The sequence below is a fragment of the Rhizobium sp. Nf11,1 genome (assembly GCF_050587665.1).
Taxonomy (GTDB): Bacteria; Pseudomonadota; Alphaproteobacteria; order Rhizobiales; family Rhizobiaceae; genus Rhizobium.
The window spans coordinates 26,999-42,148 of record NZ_JBOBHU010000003.1 but is presented as its reverse complement, the minus strand read 5'-3'; the positions used below and the strand labels follow the sequence as shown (position 1 = coordinate 42,148).

The following is a 15,150-nucleotide window of genomic DNA, read 5'->3' as shown; positions in this document are numbered from 1 at the left end:
CTCTAATTGATCGGGGGAGGGAGGGCGTTCCCGTCAGTTGAACCGGATGATCGCGACCTCGCCATCAACCGCACCCTGATACGCCGAGGCGTGCGGCTCTTCCGCCGGAATTTCGGTCAGCATGCCGATCTGGTCGAGGTCGGCCTCGATGAAACCCTCCTCGGCAAGAGCGTTCAAGGCTTCGCGCACGGCGGTGTCGTCATCGGGCGCCTTCAGCAGGATGTGCAGGTCGATGCCTTCGCTGGCCTCGGACTCATAGCCTTTGCCGATGATGATGAAGATCATCGGCCCGTCGAAATTATTGTCGTTATCAGGTGTCGTGATCATCGCCTGTCCTCGGTTCCTGGAGATTCGCATTGTCGAATCCGCTGAGAGGACCTAACGCCGCAATCGCTGATTCCTTAACCGCTTTTGCTGCAAGGCCCAAGTTTTTATCTTGGCGCACGTCCCTGAATGCGTCTAGAAGGATGAAAACAGGGCGTTCGGCCCGCATATCAAGGTGATGCGGCCAAGTTTATTTCTTAACTGGCCTTGACGGAACGGGTGGAAACCAGTAGTACCCCGCCCATCGGATCCCATGTGAGGCTTGGCTGTTCGGGGCGACGCGCCCTGAAATTCACCTCAAACAAGGTTCTAAACGCACGTTGAAGTCATGATGCTGCACGCATGACGCAGGTTTTTATGCGTCCTCTGCTCCTTGTGGTCCATCTGCGGAAGCGGATCGGGCCATATTTTGCGCATTGACGGAAAGCATGCGTCATTGCCGGAGACGGCGTGAGTTCAAGCCCGCAAGGGTACTGAGATAAACGTAAGGGATGGTTGAATGCCTACCGTAAACCAGCTGATCCGCAAGCCTCGCCAGGCGAACGTAAAGCGTAATAAGGTTCCCGCTCTCCAGGAGAACCCGCAGAAGCGCGGCGTTTGCACGCGCGTCTACACGACCACGCCGAAGAAGCCGAACTCGGCTCTGCGTAAGGTCGCAAAGATCCGCCTGACCAACGGCTTCGAAGTCATTGGTTACATCCCCGGCGAAGGTCACAACCTTCAGGAACACTCCGTCGTCATGATCCGTGGCGGCCGCGTAAAGGACCTTCCGGGTGTCCGTTATCACATCATCCGCGGCGTTCTCGATACCCAGGGTGTCAAGAACCGCAAGCAGCGTCGCTCCAAGTACGGTGCGAAGCGTCCGAAGTAATTCGGATTTTGAATAATCCGGCGCTGCGCGAGGTCCTCCGCGTGATAAAGCGCCTTAACGGTTGAAGAGACGAAAAGTATGTCCAGACGTCATAAAGCAGAAAAGCGCGAGATCAATCCGGATCCGAAGTTCGGTGACCTCGTCGTGACCAAGTTCATGAATGCCATCATGCTCGATGGTAAGAAGTCCGTTGCTGAAAACATCGTCTACGGTGCGTTCGACGCCGTCCAGGGCAAGTCCAAGCAGGAGCCGCTTTCGGTTTTTCATTCTGCGCTCGACAACATTGCCCCGCACGTTGAAGTCCGCTCGCGCCGCGTCGGTGGTGCGACCTACCAGGTTCCGGTCGACGTCCGTCCGGAGCGCCGCCAGGCTCTCGCCATTCGCTGGCTGATTGCCGCTGCCCGCAAGCGCAACGAAACCACCATGATCGACCGTCTGTCCGGCGAACTGCTCGATGCGTCCAACAACCGCGGCTCCGCCGTCAAGAAGCGCGAAGACACGCACAAGATGGCTGACGCCAACCGCGCGTTCTCGCACTATCGCTGGTAATTCCGAACGGTATCGAAAGGCAGTCCACAATGGCTCGCGAATATAAGATCGAAGACTACCGCAATTTCGGTATCATGGCGCATATCGACGCCGGCAAGACCACGACTACCGAGCGTATCCTTTACTACACCGGCAAGTCGCACAAGATCGGCGAAGTCCACGACGGCGCAGCCACCATGGACTGGATGGAGCAGGAGCAGGAGCGTGGCATCACGATCACCTCTGCCGCCACCACGACCTTCTGGAAGGGCCGTGACGGCAAGATGCGCCGCTTCAACATCATCGACACTCCCGGCCACGTCGACTTCACCATCGAAGTCGAGCGTTCGCTGCGCGTTCTCGACGGTGCTATCGCGCTGCTCGACGCCAACGCCGGCGTTGAGCCGCAGACGGAAACCGTCTGGCGCCAGGCTGAGAAGTATCATGTTCCGCGGATGATCTTCTGCAACAAGATGGACAAGACCGGCGCTGACTTCTACCGCTCGGTTGAGATGATCAAAACCCGCCTCGGCGCCACCGCCGTCGTCATGCAGCTGCCGATCGGCGCTGAAAGCGACTTCAAGGGCGTTGTCGACCTGGTCGAGATGAACGCCCTGATCTGGCGCGACGAATCGCTCGGCGCCCAGTGGGACGTCGTCGAAATCCCGGATGACCTGAAGGCCAAGGCTGAAGAATATCGCGAAAAGCTGATCGAGACGGTTGTCGAGATCGACGAAGCTGCGATGGAAGCCTACCTTGAAGGCAACATGCCCGACAACGACAAGATCCGCGAACTCGTTCGCCGCGGCACCATCGACGTCAAGTTCCATCCGATGTTCTGCGGCACCGCCTTCAAGAACAAGGGCGTTCAGCCGCTGCTCGACGCCGTCGTCGACTACCTGCCGTCGCCGCTCGACATCCCGGCGATCAAGGGCATCGACTTCAAGACCGAAGCTGATATCGAGCGTCACGCAGACGACGCCGAGCCGCTTTCGATGCTGGCATTCAAGATCATGAACGACCCCTTCGTCGGTTCGCTCACCTTCGCACGCATCTATTCCGGCAAGCTCGAAAAGGGCTCTTCGGTTCTGAACACGGTCAAGGACAAGCGCGAGCGCGTCGGCCGCATGCTGCAGATGCACTCCAACTCGCGTGAAGACATCGAAGAAGCCTTCGCAGGCGACATCGTTGCTCTCGCCGGCCTCAAGGAAACCACCACTGGCGATACGCTCTGCGATCCGCTGAAGCCGGTTATCCTCGAGCGCATGGAATTCCCCGAGCCGGTCATCCAGATCGCCATCGAGCCGAAGTCCAAGGGCGACCAGGAAAAGATGGGCCTCGCGCTCAACCGCCTGGCAGCTGAAGACCCGTCCTTCCGCGTAAAGACGGACCAGGAATCCGGCCAGACGATCATCGCCGGCATGGGCGAATTGCATCTCGACATCATCGTCGACCGCATGCGCCGCGAGTTCAAGGTCGAAGCAAACGTCGGTGCGCCGCAGGTTGCTTACCGCGAAACCATCACGCGCCAGACCGAAGAAGACTACACGCACAAGAAACAGACCGGTGGTACCGGCCAGTTCGCACGCGTCAAGATCATCTTCGAACCGAACCCGGAAGGCGAAGACTTCAAGTTCGAATCCAAGATCGTCGGCGGTGCCGTTCCGAAGGAATACATCCCGGGCGTTCAGAAGGGCATCGAAAGCGTTCTGTCTTCCGGTCCGCTGGCTGGCTTCCCGATGCTGGGCGTCAAGGCGACGCTTATCGACGGCGCCTTCCACGACGTCGACTCCTCGGTCCTGGCGTTCGAAATCGCTGCTCGCGCTTGCTTCCGTGAAGCAGCCAAGAAGGCCGGCGCTCAGCTCCTCGAGCCGATGATGAAGGTCGAGGTCGTCACCCCGGAAGATTATGTCGGTGATGTTATCGGCGACCTCAACTCCCGCCGTGGCCAGATCCAGGGTCAGGAAAGCCGTGGTATTGCGGTTGTCATCAGCGCCAACGTTCCGCTGGCCAACATGTTCAAGTACGTCGACAACCTGCGCTCCATGTCGCAGGGCCGTGCTCAGTACACGATGACCTTCGATCACTACGCGCCGGTCCCGTCGAACGTCGCAACCGAAATCCAGGCAAAGTATTCCGGTCAGAAGTGACCGGAATACCAATTGACCGATAACAAGAATTAGCTCCCCTCGGGGACTAGCAAAACGGAGAGCCGAAAATGGCAAAGAGTAAGTTTGAGCGCAACAAGCCGCACGTCAACATCGGCACGATCGGCCACGTTGACCACGGCAAGACGTCTCTGACGGCAGCGATCACGAAGTACTTCGGTGAGTTCAAGGCGTACGACCAGATCGACGCGGCTCCGGAAGAGAAGGCGCGCGGCATCACGATCTCGACGGCGCACGTCGAGTATGAGACGCCGGCCCGCCACTACGCGCACGTCGACTGCCCCGGCCATGCCGACTACGTGAAGAACATGATCACCGGTGCGGCGCAGATGGACGGCGCGATCCTGGTTTGCTCGGCTGCTGACGGCCCGATGCCGCAGACGCGCGAACACATCCTGCTCGCCCGCCAGGTCGGCGTTCCGGCGATCGTTGTGTTCCTGAACAAGGTCGACCAGGTTGACGACGCCGAGCTTCTCGAGCTGGTCGAGCTCGAAGTTCGCGAACTTCTGTCGTCCTACGACTTCCCGGGCGACGACATTCCGGTTGTCAAGGGTTCGGCGCTTGCTGCTCTTGAAGATTCCGACAAGAAGATCGGCGAAGACGCGATCCGCGAGCTGATGGCAGCGGTTGACTCCTACATCCCGACGCCGGAGCGTCCGGTTGACCAGCCGTTCCTGATGCCGATCGAAGACGTGTTCTCGATCTCGGGCCGTGGTACGGTCGTGACCGGCCGCGTCGAGCGTGGCATCATCAAGGTTGGTGAAGAAGTCGAGATCGTCGGCATCCGTCCGACCTCGAAGACGACGGTGACCGGCGTTGAAATGTTCCGCAAGCTGCTCGACCAGGGCCAGGCCGGCGACAACATCGGCGCGCTGATCCGCGGTGTGAACCGTGACGGCGTCGAGCGTGGTCAGATCCTGTGCAAGCCGGGCTCGGTCAAGCCGCACAAGAAGTTCAAGGCAGAAGCCTACATCCTGACGAAGGAAGAGGGCGGCCGTCATACGCCGTTCTTCACCAACTACCGTCCGCAGTTCTACTTCCGCACGACCGACGTGACCGGCATCGTCACGCTGCCGGAAGGCACGGAAATGGTCATGCCGGGCGACAACGTCACGGTTGACGTCGAGCTGATCGTTCCGATCGCGATGGAAGAAAAGCTGCGCTTCGCTATCCGCGAAGGCGGCCGCACCGTCGGCGCCGGTATCGTCGCTTCGATCGTCGAGTAATTCATTCGGCCACTCCGGTGGGGTGGCCGATTCGATGACAATATTATGATGCAGGCGGCGTAAGCCGCTTGCTTATTACGCAGAAATGTAGCAAATGGCGCGCGAGCGCGATTTGCGTGCCGCTTTGGACGACGAAGCGGTGACTGAACAAGCAAATAAGGTGGGCTAGAAGGCCCTGAAGACTGGATAGGGACGCCGGCATCGGCGCCCTCTCGATCTTTGAAACCGGTGGTCCGCCTTAGGAAGAAAGAACAACCCGTGTCTTGTTGAGAGACATGTGGAAAACAAACACAAGGATAACGTCGAATGAACGGCCAAAATATCCGCATTCGCCTGAAGGCGTTCGATCACCGGATTCTCGATGCTTCCACGCGCGAGATCGTGTCGACGGCGAAGCGCACCGGTGCAAGCGTCCGGGGCCCCGTTCCGCTTCCGACCCGCATCGAGAAGTTTACGGTCAACCGGTCCCCGCACATCGACAAGAAGAGCCGCGAACAGTTCGAGATGCGCACGCATAAGCGCCTGCTCGACATCGTAGACCCGACCCCGCAGACGGTAGACGCGCTGATGAAGCTCGATCTCGCCGCCGGTGTCGATGTTGAGATCAAGCTCTGAGCTTGCTCGAGCTGAGTTGGAAGGATTGAACCGATGCGTTCAGGTGTGATTGCACAGAAGGTGGGAATGACCCGCGTCTACAACGACGCCGGCGAGCATGTCCCGGTAACGGTACTGCGTATGGACGGCTGCCAGGTCGTTGCCACGCGCACTGTCGAAAAGAATGGCTATACCGCAGTTCAGCTCGGTGCCGGCCAGGCGAAGGTAAAGAACACGTCGAAGGCGATGCGCGGCAACTTTGCCGTTGCCAACGTCGAGCCGAAGGCCAAGCTCGCAGAATTCCGCGTGTCGGAAGACAATCTGCTGGAGATCGGCACGGAGCTCAAGGCGGGTCACTTTGCCGCCGGTCAGCTCGTCGATGTGACGGGTACGACCATCGGTAAGGGTTTTGCCGGCGCCATGAAGCGCCACGGTTTCGGCGGTCTGCGCGCCACGCACGGTGTGTCGGTTTCGCACCGTTCGCACGGTTCGACCGGCTCGCGCCAGGATCCGGGCAAGGTTTTCAAGAACAAGAAGATGGCTGGTCACATGGGCCAGACGCGCGTCACGACGCAGAACCTGGAAGTGGTTTCGACCGACGAAGATCGCGGTCTGATCCTGATCAAGGGTGCTGTTCCCGGTTCCAAGGGTGCCTGGATCATCGTGCGCGACGCCGTCAAGTCGGCCGCGAAGTAAGGGAGCCAGATCAATGGAATTGAACGTCAAGACCCTCGAGGGAAAAGACGCCGGGAAGGTCTCCCTTTCGGACGAGATTTTCGGCCTCGAGCCCCGCGAAGACATTCTCGCCCGCGTTATCCGCTGGCAGCTTGCCAAGAAGCAGCAGGGCACGCACAAGGCAAAGGGCCGCGCTGAAGTTTCGCGCACCGGCGCCAAGATGTACAAGCAGAAGGGTACGGGCCGCGCCCGTCACCATTCGGCTCGCGCTCCGCAGTTCCGCGGCGGCGGCAAGGCCCATGGCCCGGTCGTTCGCAGCCACGAGCACGACCTTCCGAAGAAGGTTCGCGCACTCGGCCTTCGCCATGCCCTTTCGGCCAAGATTAAGGCCGATGACGTCATCGTCATCGACAACCTGGTCGCAGCTGAAGCCAAGACCAAGGCTCTCGCGTCTGCTTTCGAGACGCTCGGCCTGACCAACGCCCTCTTCATCGGCGGTGCAGAGCTTGACGGCAACTTCAAGCTTGCAGCGCAGAACATCCCGAACATCGATGTTCTGCCGATCCAGGGCATCAATGTTTACGACATCGTGCGCCGCGGCAAGCTCGTGCTTTCCAAGGCTGCGGTTGAAGCGCTAGAGGAGCGATTCAAGTGACCGATCTTCGCCACTACGATGTGATCGTCTCTCCGGCGATCACCGAAAAGTCCACGCTGGTATCTGAAAACAACCAGGTTGTTTTCAATGTCGCCAAGCAGGCGACAAAGCCGGAAATCAAGGCTGCTGTCGAGGCGCTGTTCGGCGTCAAGGTTACGGCCGTCAACACTCTGCTGCGTAAGGGCAAGACCAAGCGGTTCCGCGGTTTCGTCGGCAAGCAGAAGGACGTGAAGAAGGCTGTCGTGACGCTGGCTGAAGGCCAGACGATCGACGTCTCCACCGGTCTCTGAGGAATAAGAAAATGGCATTGAAAACATTCAATCCGACGACCCCGAGCCAGCGTCAGCTGGTCATCGTGGACCGCTCCTCGCTCTACAAGGGCAAGCCGGTCAAGGCGCTGACGGAAGGTCTGACCAAGAGCGGTGGTCGTAACAACCTCGGCCGCATCACGGCTCGCTTCATCGGTGGCGGTCATAAGCGCAGCTACCGACTGGTCGACTTCAAGCGTCGCAAGTTCGATGTCGAAGGCACGGTCGAACGTATCGAATACGATCCGAACCGCACGGCTTTCATCGCGCTGGTGACCTATTCTGATGGCGAGCAGGCCTACATCATCGCTCCGCAGCGTCTCGCTGCCGGCGACAAGGTCATCGCTTCGGAGAAGGCTGTCGACGTCAAGCCCGGCAACACCATGCCGCTGCAGTACATCCCGGTCGGCTCCATCATCCACAATGTGGAAATGAAGCCGGGCAAGGGCGGTCAGATCGCCCGTTCCGCCGGTTCCTACGCGCAGCTCGTCGGTCGTGACCAGGGTATGGCGATCCTTCGCCTGAACTCCGGTGAGCAGCGCCTCGTAAGCGGCATCTGCCTTGCTTCGATCGGCGCCGTCTCGAACCCCGACCACGCCAACATCAACGACGGCAAGGCCGGTCGTACCGTCTGGCGCGGCAAGCGTCCCCATAACCGCGGTGTTGTCATGAACCCGGTCGACCATCCGCACGGCGGTGGTGAAGGCCGCACCTCCGGTGGTCGCCATCCGGTGACACCGTGGGGCAAGCCGACCAAGGGCAAGCGCACCCGGTCGAACAAGTCGACCGACAAGATGATCATGCGCTCGCGTCATCAGCGTAAGAAGTAAGAGAGGAAGTCTCCAATGGCTCGTTCAGTATGGAAAGGTCCGTTCGTTGACGGCTATCTTCTCAAGAAGGCTGAGAAGGTTCGTGAAGGCGGACGTGCAGAAGTGATCAAGATCTGGAGCCGTCGCTCCACGATCCTGCCGCAGTTCGTCGGACTTACCTTCGGCGTCTACAACGGCAGCAAACATGTCCCGGTCAGTGTCAATGAAGACATGGTCGGTCACAAATTCGGTGAATTCTCTCCGACCCGCACCTACTACGGTCACGGCGCGGACAAGAAGGCGAAGAGGAAGTAACAATGGGCAAGGCAAAAGCCGAACGCCGGCTGAAGGACAACGAGGCGCAAGCAGTCGCCCGCACGCTCCGTGTCAGCCCCCAGAAGCTCAACCTGGTTGCTGCGGCCATCCGCGGCAAGAAGGTAGAGCGTGCACTCGCTGAGCTGGAGTTCTCCCGCAAGCGCATCGCGGGCGCCGTCAAGAAGACGCTCGAATCCGCGATCGCCAACGCCGAGAACAACCACGATCTTGACGTCGACGCGCTCGTCGTCGCCGAAGCCTACGTCGGCAAGTCGATCGTCATGAAGCGTTTCCACGCTCGTGGCCGCGGTCGCGCGTCGCGCATCGAAAAGCCCTTCGCGCACCTGACGATCGTCGTTCGTGAAGTGCAGGCAGCAGAGGAGGCCGCATAATGGGTCAGAAAATCAATCCGATCGGTTTCCGTCTCGGCATCAACCGTACTTGGGATAGCCGCTGGTTCGCGGACAATGCCGAGTATGGCCAGCTGCTGCACGAAGACCTGAAGATGCGCAAGTTCGTCATGAGCGAACTGAAGCAGGCAGGCATCTCCAAAGTGGTCATCGAGCGTCCGCACAAGAAGTGCCGCGTCACGATCCACTCGGCTCGTCCGGGCCTGATCATCGGCCGTAAGGGCGCCGACATCGACAAGCTCCGCAAGAAGCTGTCGGACATGACCAATTCGGAAACGCACCTCAACATCGTCGAAGTGCGCAAGCCCGAAGTCGACGCGACGCTGGTCGCTCAGTCGATCGCCCAGCAGCTCGAGCGCCGCGTGGCTTTCCGCCGCGCCATGAAGCGCGCCGTTCAGTCGGCAATGCGTCTTGGAGCCGAAGGCATCAAGATCACCTGCGCCGGTCGTCTCGGCGGTGCTGAAATCGCCCGTACTGAATGGTACCGTGAAGGTCGTGTGCCGCTGCACACGCTGCGCGCCGACATCGATTACGGCACGGCAGAAGCCGAAACCGCATTCGGTATCTGCGGCATCAAGGTCTGGATCTTCAAGGGCGAAATCCTTGAGCACGATCCGATGGCTTCCGAACGTCGCGCGCTGGAAGGCGACGCACAGGGTCCGGCAAGCCGCGAACGCGACCGTGGCGATCGTCGCCGCGAACGCGACAACGCGTAATTAGCGCTGGCGAAAGATAAGCTCGGAGAAGTAAGAAAATGTTGCAGCCAAAGCGTACTAAGTACCGCAAGCAGTTCAAGGGCCGCATCAAGGGCGTTGCCAAGGGCGGTTCTGACCTGGCATTCGGCGAATTCGGCCTGAAGGCTCAGGAGCCCAACCGCGTCAACGCACGCGAGATCGAAGCGGCCCGCCGCGCGATCACGCGTTACATGAAGCGCGCCGGCCGCGTATGGATCCGCGTGTTCCCGGACGTTCCGGTAACCGCAAAGCCGACCGAAGTCCGCATGGGTAAAGGTAAGGGCTCCGTTGAGTACTGGGCATGCAAGGTCAAGCCCGGTCGTATGATGTTCGAGATCGACGGCGTCAGCGAAGAGATCGCCCGCGAGGCGCTTCGCCTCGGCTCTGCCAAGCTCTCGGTCAAGACGCGCTTCGTACAGCGCATTGCAGAGTAAGGGATTGAGCTCATGAAAGCCTCAGACGTTCGCGCGCTCAGCGCCGACCAACTCAAGGACGAGCTTGCCAAGCTGAAGAAGGAGCAGTTCAACCTGCGCTTCCAGAAGGCGACCGGCCAGCTCGAAAAGTCCTCGCGCATCAACGAAGTCCGCAAGGACATCGCCCGCGTCAAAACCATTGCCCGCCAGAAGGCGGCAGAAGTTAAGGCCTAAAGGAAGAAAAACATGCCGAAGCGCATCCTGCAGGGCGTCGTCGTTGGCGACAAGAACGAGAAGACGGTAGTGGTTCGCGTTGAGCGTCGTTTCGCTCACCCGCTGCTCCAGAAGACCGTTCGTCGTTCCAAGAAGTACAAGGCCCACGACGAAAACAACCAGTACAAGATCGGCGATACCGTATCCATCGAGGAATGCGCGCCGATCTCCAAGGACAAGCGCTGGACGGTCATTGCCGCCCAGGGCAAGTAACAGAATTTTGCGCGAGGCCTTGCGTCTCGCCGAAATATCTGTATGAAGCAGCGTCAGAACGCTCGAATGCCGGGCGTTCTTTTGCTTTGAGCGCACGGAAGGTCCCGTTCGGGAAACCACCCTGGCACGATCGACCCCGCGCTATTCAGCTATGCCGTGTTTTTGCCTGCCGTTACGGTGGGTTGGCCGGCGAACATTTTCATAAGCCGGGGTAGGGGGCTTAGGCCCAACCATTCCGGTAAACCAAGAAGGCGACCTGATATGATTCAGATGCAAACAAACCTCGACGTCGCGGATAATTCCGGCGCACGTCGTGTCATGTGCATCAAGGTGCTGGGCGGCTCGAAGCGCAAGTATGCCTCGATCGGCGACGTCATCGTCGTTTCGATCAAGGAAGCGATCCCGCGCGGCCGCGTGAAGAAGGGTGACGTGATGAAGGCGGTTGTCGTTCGCACCGCCAAGGACATCCGTCGTCCGGATGGCTCCGTCATCCGCTTCGACACCAACGCAGCAGTCCTCATCGACAACAAGAAAGAGCCGATCGGTACCCGTATCTTCGGACCGGTTCCGCGCGAACTTCGCGCCAAGAACCACATGAAGATCATCTCGCTGGCTCCCGAAGTACTGTAAGGAGCGGAAGCGATGCAGAAGATTCGTAAAGGCGACAAGGTCGTCATGCTCGCTGGCAAGGACAAGGGCCGCACCGGCGAAGTCGTTCAGGTCATGCCGAAGGAAGATCGTGCCGTCGTCCGTGGCGTCAACGTCGTGAAGCGCCACCAGCGCCAGACGCAGACCCAGGAAGCCGGCATCATCAACAAGGAAGCCCCGGTTCACCTGTCGAACATTGCAATCGTCGACAAGGACGGTAAGCCGACCCGCGTCGGTTTCAAGGTCGTTGACGGCAAGAAGGTCCGCGTGGCCAAGCGTTCTGGAGAAGTGATCGATGGCTGAGGCAAAATACGAGCCGCGGCTCAAGAAGGAATATGTCGAGCGCATCCGCAAGGCGATGCAGGAGAAGTTCTCCTACGCCAACGAGATGATGATCCCGAAGCTCGACAAGATCGTGATCAACATGGGTGTCGGTGAAGCGACCGCTGATTCGAAGAAGCCGACGGTTGCTGCCGCCGACCTCGCAGCGATCGCCGGTCAGAAGCCGGTCATCACCCGCGCACGCAACTCTATCGCAGGCTTCAAGGTCCGCGAAAACATGCCGATCGGCGCAAAGGTCACCCTGCGCGGCGCCCGCATGTACGAGTTCCTGGATCGCCTGGTCAACATCGCGCTTCCGCGCGTTCGCGACTTCCGCGGCCTGAACCCGAAGAGCTTTGACGGCCGTGGCAACTTCGCCATGGGCATCAAGGAGCACATTGTGTTCCCTGAAATCAACTACGACAAGGTTGATCAGATGTGGGGCATGGACATCATCGTTTGCACGACGGCGACGACCGACGACGAAGCACGGACTCTCCTGAAGGAGTTCAGCTTCCCGTTCCGTCAATAACCGTAACGACGAGCGTAGAAAAGGAACCTGACATGGCGAAGACAAGCGCAGTTGAAAAGAACAAGCGCCGCCGTAATACGGTCGCCAACCAGGCCGCAAAGCGGGCTGCGTTGAAGGCGATCATCATGAACCAGGCTCTTCCGATCGAAGAGCGGTTCAAGGCCTCGATCAAGCTGGCATCCCTGCCGCGCGATGGATCGAAGACCCGCATTCGCAACCGTTGCGAAGTATCGGGCCGTCCGCGCGCATACTACCGCAAACTGCGCATGTCGCGTATCGCGCTGCGTGAACTCGGCAATCTCGGCAAGGTGCCGGGCATCGTCAAGTCGAGCTGGTAAGGAGCAGGTTAGATGACAATGACTGATCCGTTGGGCGATATGCTCACCCGCATCCGCAACGGCGCTTCCCGCCGCAAGTCGTCGGTTTCGACGCCTGCATCCAAGCTCCGTGCGCGTGTTCTCGATGTCCTGCAGTCCGAAGGCTACATCCGTGGCTATTCCGTTGTCGATTTCGGCAATGGCAAGTCGGAGCTCAACATCGAGCTGAAGTACTATGAAGGCGCATCGGTGATCCGTGAGATCGGCCGTGTGTCGAAGCCGGGCCGCCGGGTTTATGTCTCGGTCAAGTCCATTCCGCAGGTCGCGAACGGCCTCGGCATCACCATCCTTTCGACTCCGAAGGGCGTGATGGCCGATCACCAGGCTCGCGAACAGAACGTTGGTGGCGAGGTTCTTTGCTCGGTCTTCTAAGATCGGGCAGGGATCTCCATAGCGAACAGACAGGATTGAAACATGTCTCGTATCGGTAAGAAGCCCGTTCAGGTGCCTGCTGGGATCACGGCTACGGTCGAAGGCCAGAAGGTTACCGCAAAGGGCCCGAAGGGCGAGCTGTTCTTCGTCGCTAACGACGAAATCAGCCTCAAGCTCGAAAACAACGCGGTCGTCGTGACGCCCGTAAACCAGTCCAAGGATGCGCGTTCGAAGTGGGGCATGTCCCGCACGATGATCGAAGGCATCTTCAAGGGCGTCAAGGACGGTTACGAGCGCAAGCTCGAAATCAACGGCGTCGGTTACCGCGCCGCCATGCAGGGCAAGAACCTGCAGCTGGCCCTCGGTTTCAGCCACGACGTGGTCTATGAACCGCCGGTCGGCATCTCGATCGCTGTTCCGAAGCCGACTGAAATCATCGTCAGCGGCATCAACAAGCAGCAGGTCGGTCAAGTTGCGGCCGAAATCCGCGAATATCGCGGTCCCGAGCCGTACAAGGGCAAGGGTGTCAAGTATGCCGACGAGCGGATCGTCCGCAAAGAAGGCAAGAAGAAGTAAGGATCACGCGAAATGGCTAGCAGGAAAGAAGCACTTGCACGTCGTGCCAACCGCGTGCGCCGTCATATCAAGTCGGTGGCCAATGGCCGTCCGCGCCTGTCGGTTCATCGCTCCTCGAAGAACATCTATGCCCAGATCATCGATGACGTGGCCGGCAAGACGCTTGCGTCCGCCTCCACCCTCGACAAGGATCTGCGCGGTTCTCTGAAGACCGGTGCCGATACCGCCGCCGCCGCCGCCGTAGGCAAGCTCGTCGCCGAGCGCGCCTCCAAGGCCGGCGTTACGGACGTCGTATTCGACCGTGGCGCCTTCATCTATCACGGCCGCATCAAGGCTCTCGCCGAAGCGGCCCGCGAAGGCGGTCTGACCTTCTGATCAGTTTCCGGCCGGGCGCTGTCGCTCCGGCCGGATTTTCGCCGGACCGCAGGCACTCCCTGGCAAGAGGGGAGGCTAATGCGGTCCACATTCATTTGCCGATTGCACCCGGAAAAGAAAAAGGAAGAGGACAATGGCACAGGAAAGAAGGCCGCAGCGGGAAGACCGCCAGAGCCGTGAAGAGCGCGATAGCGAATTCGTCGACAAGCTGGTCGCGATCAACCGCGTCGCCAAGGTCGTCAAGGGCGGCCGTCGTTTTGGTTTCGCAGCACTCGTCGTCGTCGGCGACCAGAAGGGCCGCGTCGGCTTCGGCCACGGCAAGGCACGCGAAGTGCCGGAAGCCATCCGCAAGGCAACCGAAGCCGCCAAGCGGGAGCTGATCTTCGTACCGCTGCGTGATGGCCGCACGCTGCATCACGACGTCCATGGCCGCCACGGCGCCGGCAAGGTTCTGCTGCGCTCGGCCAAGGTCGGTACCGGCATCATCGCCGGCGGTCCGATGCGCGCCGTATTCGAAACGCTCGGCATGCACGACGTCGTCGCCAAGTCGACCGGTTCGTCGAACCCCTACAACATGGTTCGCGCCACCTTCGACGCTCTGAAGCACCAGGTTCACCCGAAGGACATCGCAGCTCAGCGCGGCATCAAGTATGCAACGCTGCAGGCTCGTCGTAGCGCCTCCGGCAACGCCTCTGAAGAATAAGAGGAGCTGACCAATGGCCAAGGCTACCAAGAAGGCTGAAGCGAAGACTGTCACGATCGAACAGATCGGCAGCCCGATTCGCCGTCCGGACGTTCAGCAGCGCACGCTGATCGGTCTCGGACTGAACAAGATGCACCGTCGCCGCACGCTGGAGGATACTCCTTCCGTTCGCGGCATGATCCGTGCTGTCCAGCATCTCGTTCGCATCGTCGACGAGAAGTGAGACGGAGGAAACGCTCATGAAACTCAATGAAATCAAGGACAACGAAGGCTCGACCCACAGCCGCAAGCGCCTCGGCCGCGGTATCGGTTCGGGCTCCGGCAAGACGGCTGGTCGCGGTGTCAAGGGTCAGAAGTCCCGTTCCGGCGTCGCCATCAACGGCTTCGAAGGCGGCCAGATGCCGATCTATCGTCGCCTGCCGAAGCGCGGCTTCAATAACATTTTCGCTTCCGACTTTGTTGTCGTGTCGCTCGGCCGCATTCAGGCGGCAGTCGACGCCGGCAAGCTCGACGCCAAGGCGACTGTTGACGCAGCTGCCCTGAAGGCTGCCGGGGTTATCCGCCGCGCCAAGGACGGCGTTCGCGTTCTCGCCGACGGCGAGCTCAAGGCCAAGATCACCATCGTCGTCGCGGGCGCTTCCAAGCCCGCCGTCGAGAAGATCGAAAAGGCCGGCGGTACGGTGACGCTGCTTTCGGCTCCGGCTGCAGCGGAATAATATCTGATGATATA

26 protein-coding genes are annotated in these 15,150 nt (G+C 59.9%); 25 read left to right on the top strand and 1 reads right to left on the bottom strand.

What is annotated here, in order from left to right; genetic code table 11:
- Nucleotides 1-33 precede the first annotated feature (33 nt).
- Complete coding sequence (locus ACQ7C1_RS05765; RefSeq protein WP_085777819.1) at nucleotides 34-327, bottom strand: transcriptional regulator; 294 nt, start codon at nucleotides 325-327, stop codon at nucleotides 34-36.
- A 496-nt stretch (nucleotides 328-823) separates the two neighbouring features.
- Here ACQ7C1_RS05765 and rpsL point away from each other — a divergent pair, with 496 nt between their 5' ends.
- From rpsL to rplO, 25 genes are all read left to right on the top strand, one after another.
- On the top strand, nucleotides 824-1,195 hold the full coding sequence (gene rpsL, locus ACQ7C1_RS05760) for a 30S ribosomal protein S12 (RefSeq protein ID WP_003547537.1): 372 nt from the start codon (nucleotides 824-826) through the stop codon (nucleotides 1,193-1,195).
- Between the two features lie 78 nt (nucleotides 1,196-1,273).
- Nucleotides 1,274-1,744 (top strand): 30S ribosomal protein S7, encoded by a 471-nt coding sequence (gene rpsG / locus ACQ7C1_RS05755; protein WP_004669085.1) that lies wholly within the window; start codon nucleotides 1,274-1,276, stop codon nucleotides 1,742-1,744.
- A 29-nt stretch (nucleotides 1,745-1,773) separates the two neighbouring features.
- Nucleotides 1,774-3,873 (top strand): elongation factor G, encoded by a 2,100-nt coding sequence (fusA, locus tag ACQ7C1_RS05750; protein ID WP_085777820.1) that lies wholly within the window; start codon nucleotides 1,774-1,776, stop codon nucleotides 3,871-3,873.
- A gap of 68 nt (nucleotides 3,874-3,941) precedes the next feature.
- On the top strand, nucleotides 3,942-5,117 hold the full coding sequence (tuf, locus tag ACQ7C1_RS05745; RefSeq protein ID WP_011424970.1) for an elongation factor Tu: 1,176 nt from the start codon (nucleotides 3,942-3,944) through the stop codon (nucleotides 5,115-5,117).
- A 306-nt stretch (nucleotides 5,118-5,423) separates the two neighbouring features.
- A complete protein-coding gene (gene rpsJ, locus ACQ7C1_RS05740) occupies nucleotides 5,424-5,732 on the top strand; it encodes a 30S ribosomal protein S10 (RefSeq protein WP_003547547.1) in 309 nt (102 codons plus the stop codon).
- A 33-nt stretch (nucleotides 5,733-5,765) separates the two neighbouring features.
- Nucleotides 5,766-6,407: a 50S ribosomal protein L3 gene (gene rplC / locus ACQ7C1_RS05735; protein ID WP_004674916.1), complete on the top strand. Its 642-nt coding sequence runs from the start codon at nucleotides 5,766-5,768 to the stop codon at nucleotides 6,405-6,407.
- A 13-nt stretch (nucleotides 6,408-6,420) separates the two neighbouring features.
- On the top strand, nucleotides 6,421-7,041 hold the full coding sequence (rplD, locus tag ACQ7C1_RS05730; RefSeq protein WP_004674918.1) for a 50S ribosomal protein L4: 621 nt from the start codon (nucleotides 6,421-6,423) through the stop codon (nucleotides 7,039-7,041).
- A complete protein-coding gene (locus ACQ7C1_RS05725) occupies nucleotides 7,038-7,331 on the top strand; it encodes a 50S ribosomal protein L23 (protein WP_003547550.1) in 294 nt (97 codons plus the stop codon). Before rplD ends, ACQ7C1_RS05725 begins: the two co-directional genes overlap by 4 nt.
- A gap of 11 nt (nucleotides 7,332-7,342) precedes the next feature.
- Nucleotides 7,343-8,179: a 50S ribosomal protein L2 gene (gene rplB / locus ACQ7C1_RS05720; RefSeq protein WP_064801905.1), complete on the top strand. Its 837-nt coding sequence runs from the start codon at nucleotides 7,343-7,345 to the stop codon at nucleotides 8,177-8,179.
- Nucleotides 8,180-8,194: 15 nt separating this feature from the next.
- Nucleotides 8,195-8,473 (top strand): 30S ribosomal protein S19, encoded by a 279-nt coding sequence (gene rpsS, locus ACQ7C1_RS05715; protein ID WP_007531666.1) that lies wholly within the window; start codon nucleotides 8,195-8,197, stop codon nucleotides 8,471-8,473.
- 2 nt (nucleotides 8,474-8,475) lie between these two features.
- Nucleotides 8,476-8,865, top strand: coding sequence for a 50S ribosomal protein L22 (rplV, locus tag ACQ7C1_RS05710; RefSeq protein ID WP_004674922.1), 390 nt, complete (start codon nucleotides 8,476-8,478; stop codon nucleotides 8,863-8,865).
- Entirely contained in the window at nucleotides 8,865-9,599 is a 735-nt protein-coding gene (rpsC, locus tag ACQ7C1_RS05705; protein WP_003573793.1) for a 30S ribosomal protein S3, read from the top strand. Before rplV ends, rpsC begins: the two co-directional genes overlap by 1 nt.
- 38 nt (nucleotides 9,600-9,637) lie before the next feature.
- Complete coding sequence (gene rplP, locus ACQ7C1_RS05700; protein ID WP_003573792.1) at nucleotides 9,638-10,051, top strand: 50S ribosomal protein L16; 414 nt, start codon at nucleotides 9,638-9,640, stop codon at nucleotides 10,049-10,051.
- A 12-nt stretch (nucleotides 10,052-10,063) separates the two neighbouring features.
- On the top strand, nucleotides 10,064-10,264 hold the full coding sequence (rpmC, locus tag ACQ7C1_RS05695) for a 50S ribosomal protein L29 (protein WP_008521335.1): 201 nt from the start codon (nucleotides 10,064-10,066) through the stop codon (nucleotides 10,262-10,264).
- Nucleotides 10,265-10,276: 12 nt separating this feature from the next.
- Nucleotides 10,277-10,516, top strand: coding sequence for a 30S ribosomal protein S17 (rpsQ, locus tag ACQ7C1_RS05690; protein ID WP_004674926.1), 240 nt, complete (start codon nucleotides 10,277-10,279; stop codon nucleotides 10,514-10,516).
- 261 nt (nucleotides 10,517-10,777) lie between these two features.
- Nucleotides 10,778-11,146 (top strand): 50S ribosomal protein L14, encoded by a 369-nt coding sequence (rplN, locus tag ACQ7C1_RS05685; protein WP_003573790.1) that lies wholly within the window; start codon nucleotides 10,778-10,780, stop codon nucleotides 11,144-11,146.
- A gap of 12 nt (nucleotides 11,147-11,158) precedes the next feature.
- Nucleotides 11,159-11,467: a 50S ribosomal protein L24 gene (rplX, locus tag ACQ7C1_RS05680; protein WP_004674929.1), complete on the top strand. Its 309-nt coding sequence runs from the start codon at nucleotides 11,159-11,161 to the stop codon at nucleotides 11,465-11,467.
- Nucleotides 11,460-12,017: a 50S ribosomal protein L5 gene (gene rplE / locus ACQ7C1_RS05675; protein WP_011424985.1), complete on the top strand. Its 558-nt coding sequence runs from the start codon at nucleotides 11,460-11,462 to the stop codon at nucleotides 12,015-12,017. Before rplX ends, rplE begins: the two co-directional genes overlap by 8 nt.
- A gap of 32 nt (nucleotides 12,018-12,049) precedes the next feature.
- Nucleotides 12,050-12,355: a 30S ribosomal protein S14 gene (rpsN, locus tag ACQ7C1_RS05670; RefSeq protein WP_018115514.1), complete on the top strand. Its 306-nt coding sequence runs from the start codon at nucleotides 12,050-12,052 to the stop codon at nucleotides 12,353-12,355.
- Nucleotides 12,356-12,367: 12 nt separating this feature from the next.
- Nucleotides 12,368-12,766, top strand: coding sequence for a 30S ribosomal protein S8 (gene rpsH, locus ACQ7C1_RS05665; protein WP_004674934.1), 399 nt, complete (start codon nucleotides 12,368-12,370; stop codon nucleotides 12,764-12,766).
- Nucleotides 12,767-12,808: 42 nt separating this feature from the next.
- Nucleotides 12,809-13,342 (top strand): 50S ribosomal protein L6, encoded by a 534-nt coding sequence (rplF, locus tag ACQ7C1_RS05660; RefSeq protein WP_011424986.1) that lies wholly within the window; start codon nucleotides 12,809-12,811, stop codon nucleotides 13,340-13,342.
- A 12-nt stretch (nucleotides 13,343-13,354) separates the two neighbouring features.
- Nucleotides 13,355-13,717 (top strand): 50S ribosomal protein L18, encoded by a 363-nt coding sequence (rplR, locus tag ACQ7C1_RS05655; protein ID WP_011424987.1) that lies wholly within the window; start codon nucleotides 13,355-13,357, stop codon nucleotides 13,715-13,717.
- A gap of 133 nt (nucleotides 13,718-13,850) precedes the next feature.
- A complete protein-coding gene (gene rpsE / locus ACQ7C1_RS05650; RefSeq protein WP_003573784.1) occupies nucleotides 13,851-14,420 on the top strand; it encodes a 30S ribosomal protein S5 in 570 nt (189 codons plus the stop codon).
- A gap of 13 nt (nucleotides 14,421-14,433) precedes the next feature.
- Entirely contained in the window at nucleotides 14,434-14,643 is a 210-nt protein-coding gene (gene rpmD / locus ACQ7C1_RS05645) for a 50S ribosomal protein L30 (RefSeq protein WP_011424988.1), read from the top strand.
- 16 nt (nucleotides 14,644-14,659) lie between these two features.
- Entirely contained in the window at nucleotides 14,660-15,136 is a 477-nt protein-coding gene (gene rplO, locus ACQ7C1_RS05640; protein WP_085777821.1) for a 50S ribosomal protein L15, read from the top strand.
- The last annotated feature ends 14 nt before the right edge of the window (nucleotides 15,137-15,150 follow it).

Coding starts and splice junctions, on each gene's coding strand:
- ACQ7C1_RS05765 (WP_085777819.1), bottom strand. CDS start 327: ATGATCACGACACCTGATAACGACAATAATTTCGACGGGCCGATGATC.
- rpsL (WP_003547537.1), top strand. CDS start 824: ATGCCTACCGTAAACCAGCTGATCCGCAAGCCTCGCCAGGCGAACGTA.
- rpsG (WP_004669085.1), top strand. CDS start 1,274: ATGTCCAGACGTCATAAAGCAGAAAAGCGCGAGATCAATCCGGATCCG.
- fusA (WP_085777820.1), top strand. CDS start 1,774: ATGGCTCGCGAATATAAGATCGAAGACTACCGCAATTTCGGTATCATG.
- tuf (WP_011424970.1), top strand. CDS start 3,942: ATGGCAAAGAGTAAGTTTGAGCGCAACAAGCCGCACGTCAACATCGGC.
- rpsJ (WP_003547547.1), top strand. CDS start 5,424: ATGAACGGCCAAAATATCCGCATTCGCCTGAAGGCGTTCGATCACCGG.
- rplC (WP_004674916.1), top strand. CDS start 5,766: ATGCGTTCAGGTGTGATTGCACAGAAGGTGGGAATGACCCGCGTCTAC.
- rplD (WP_004674918.1), top strand. CDS start 6,421: ATGGAATTGAACGTCAAGACCCTCGAGGGAAAAGACGCCGGGAAGGTC.
- rplB (WP_064801905.1), top strand. CDS start 7,343: ATGGCATTGAAAACATTCAATCCGACGACCCCGAGCCAGCGTCAGCTG.
- rpsS (WP_007531666.1), top strand. CDS start 8,195: ATGGCTCGTTCAGTATGGAAAGGTCCGTTCGTTGACGGCTATCTTCTC.
- rplV (WP_004674922.1), top strand. CDS start 8,476: ATGGGCAAGGCAAAAGCCGAACGCCGGCTGAAGGACAACGAGGCGCAA.
- rpsC (WP_003573793.1), top strand. CDS start 8,865: ATGGGTCAGAAAATCAATCCGATCGGTTTCCGTCTCGGCATCAACCGT.
- rplP (WP_003573792.1), top strand. CDS start 9,638: ATGTTGCAGCCAAAGCGTACTAAGTACCGCAAGCAGTTCAAGGGCCGC.
- rpmC (WP_008521335.1), top strand. CDS start 10,064: ATGAAAGCCTCAGACGTTCGCGCGCTCAGCGCCGACCAACTCAAGGAC.
- rpsQ (WP_004674926.1), top strand. CDS start 10,277: ATGCCGAAGCGCATCCTGCAGGGCGTCGTCGTTGGCGACAAGAACGAG.
- rplN (WP_003573790.1), top strand. CDS start 10,778: ATGATTCAGATGCAAACAAACCTCGACGTCGCGGATAATTCCGGCGCA.
- rplX (WP_004674929.1), top strand. CDS start 11,159: ATGCAGAAGATTCGTAAAGGCGACAAGGTCGTCATGCTCGCTGGCAAG.
- rplE (WP_011424985.1), top strand. CDS start 11,460: ATGGCTGAGGCAAAATACGAGCCGCGGCTCAAGAAGGAATATGTCGAG.
- rpsN (WP_018115514.1), top strand. CDS start 12,050: ATGGCGAAGACAAGCGCAGTTGAAAAGAACAAGCGCCGCCGTAATACG.
- rpsH (WP_004674934.1), top strand. CDS start 12,368: ATGACAATGACTGATCCGTTGGGCGATATGCTCACCCGCATCCGCAAC.
- rplF (WP_011424986.1), top strand. CDS start 12,809: ATGTCTCGTATCGGTAAGAAGCCCGTTCAGGTGCCTGCTGGGATCACG.
- rplR (WP_011424987.1), top strand. CDS start 13,355: ATGGCTAGCAGGAAAGAAGCACTTGCACGTCGTGCCAACCGCGTGCGC.
- rpsE (WP_003573784.1), top strand. CDS start 13,851: ATGGCACAGGAAAGAAGGCCGCAGCGGGAAGACCGCCAGAGCCGTGAA.
- rpmD (WP_011424988.1), top strand. CDS start 14,434: ATGGCCAAGGCTACCAAGAAGGCTGAAGCGAAGACTGTCACGATCGAA.
- rplO (WP_085777821.1), top strand. CDS start 14,660: ATGAAACTCAATGAAATCAAGGACAACGAAGGCTCGACCCACAGCCGC.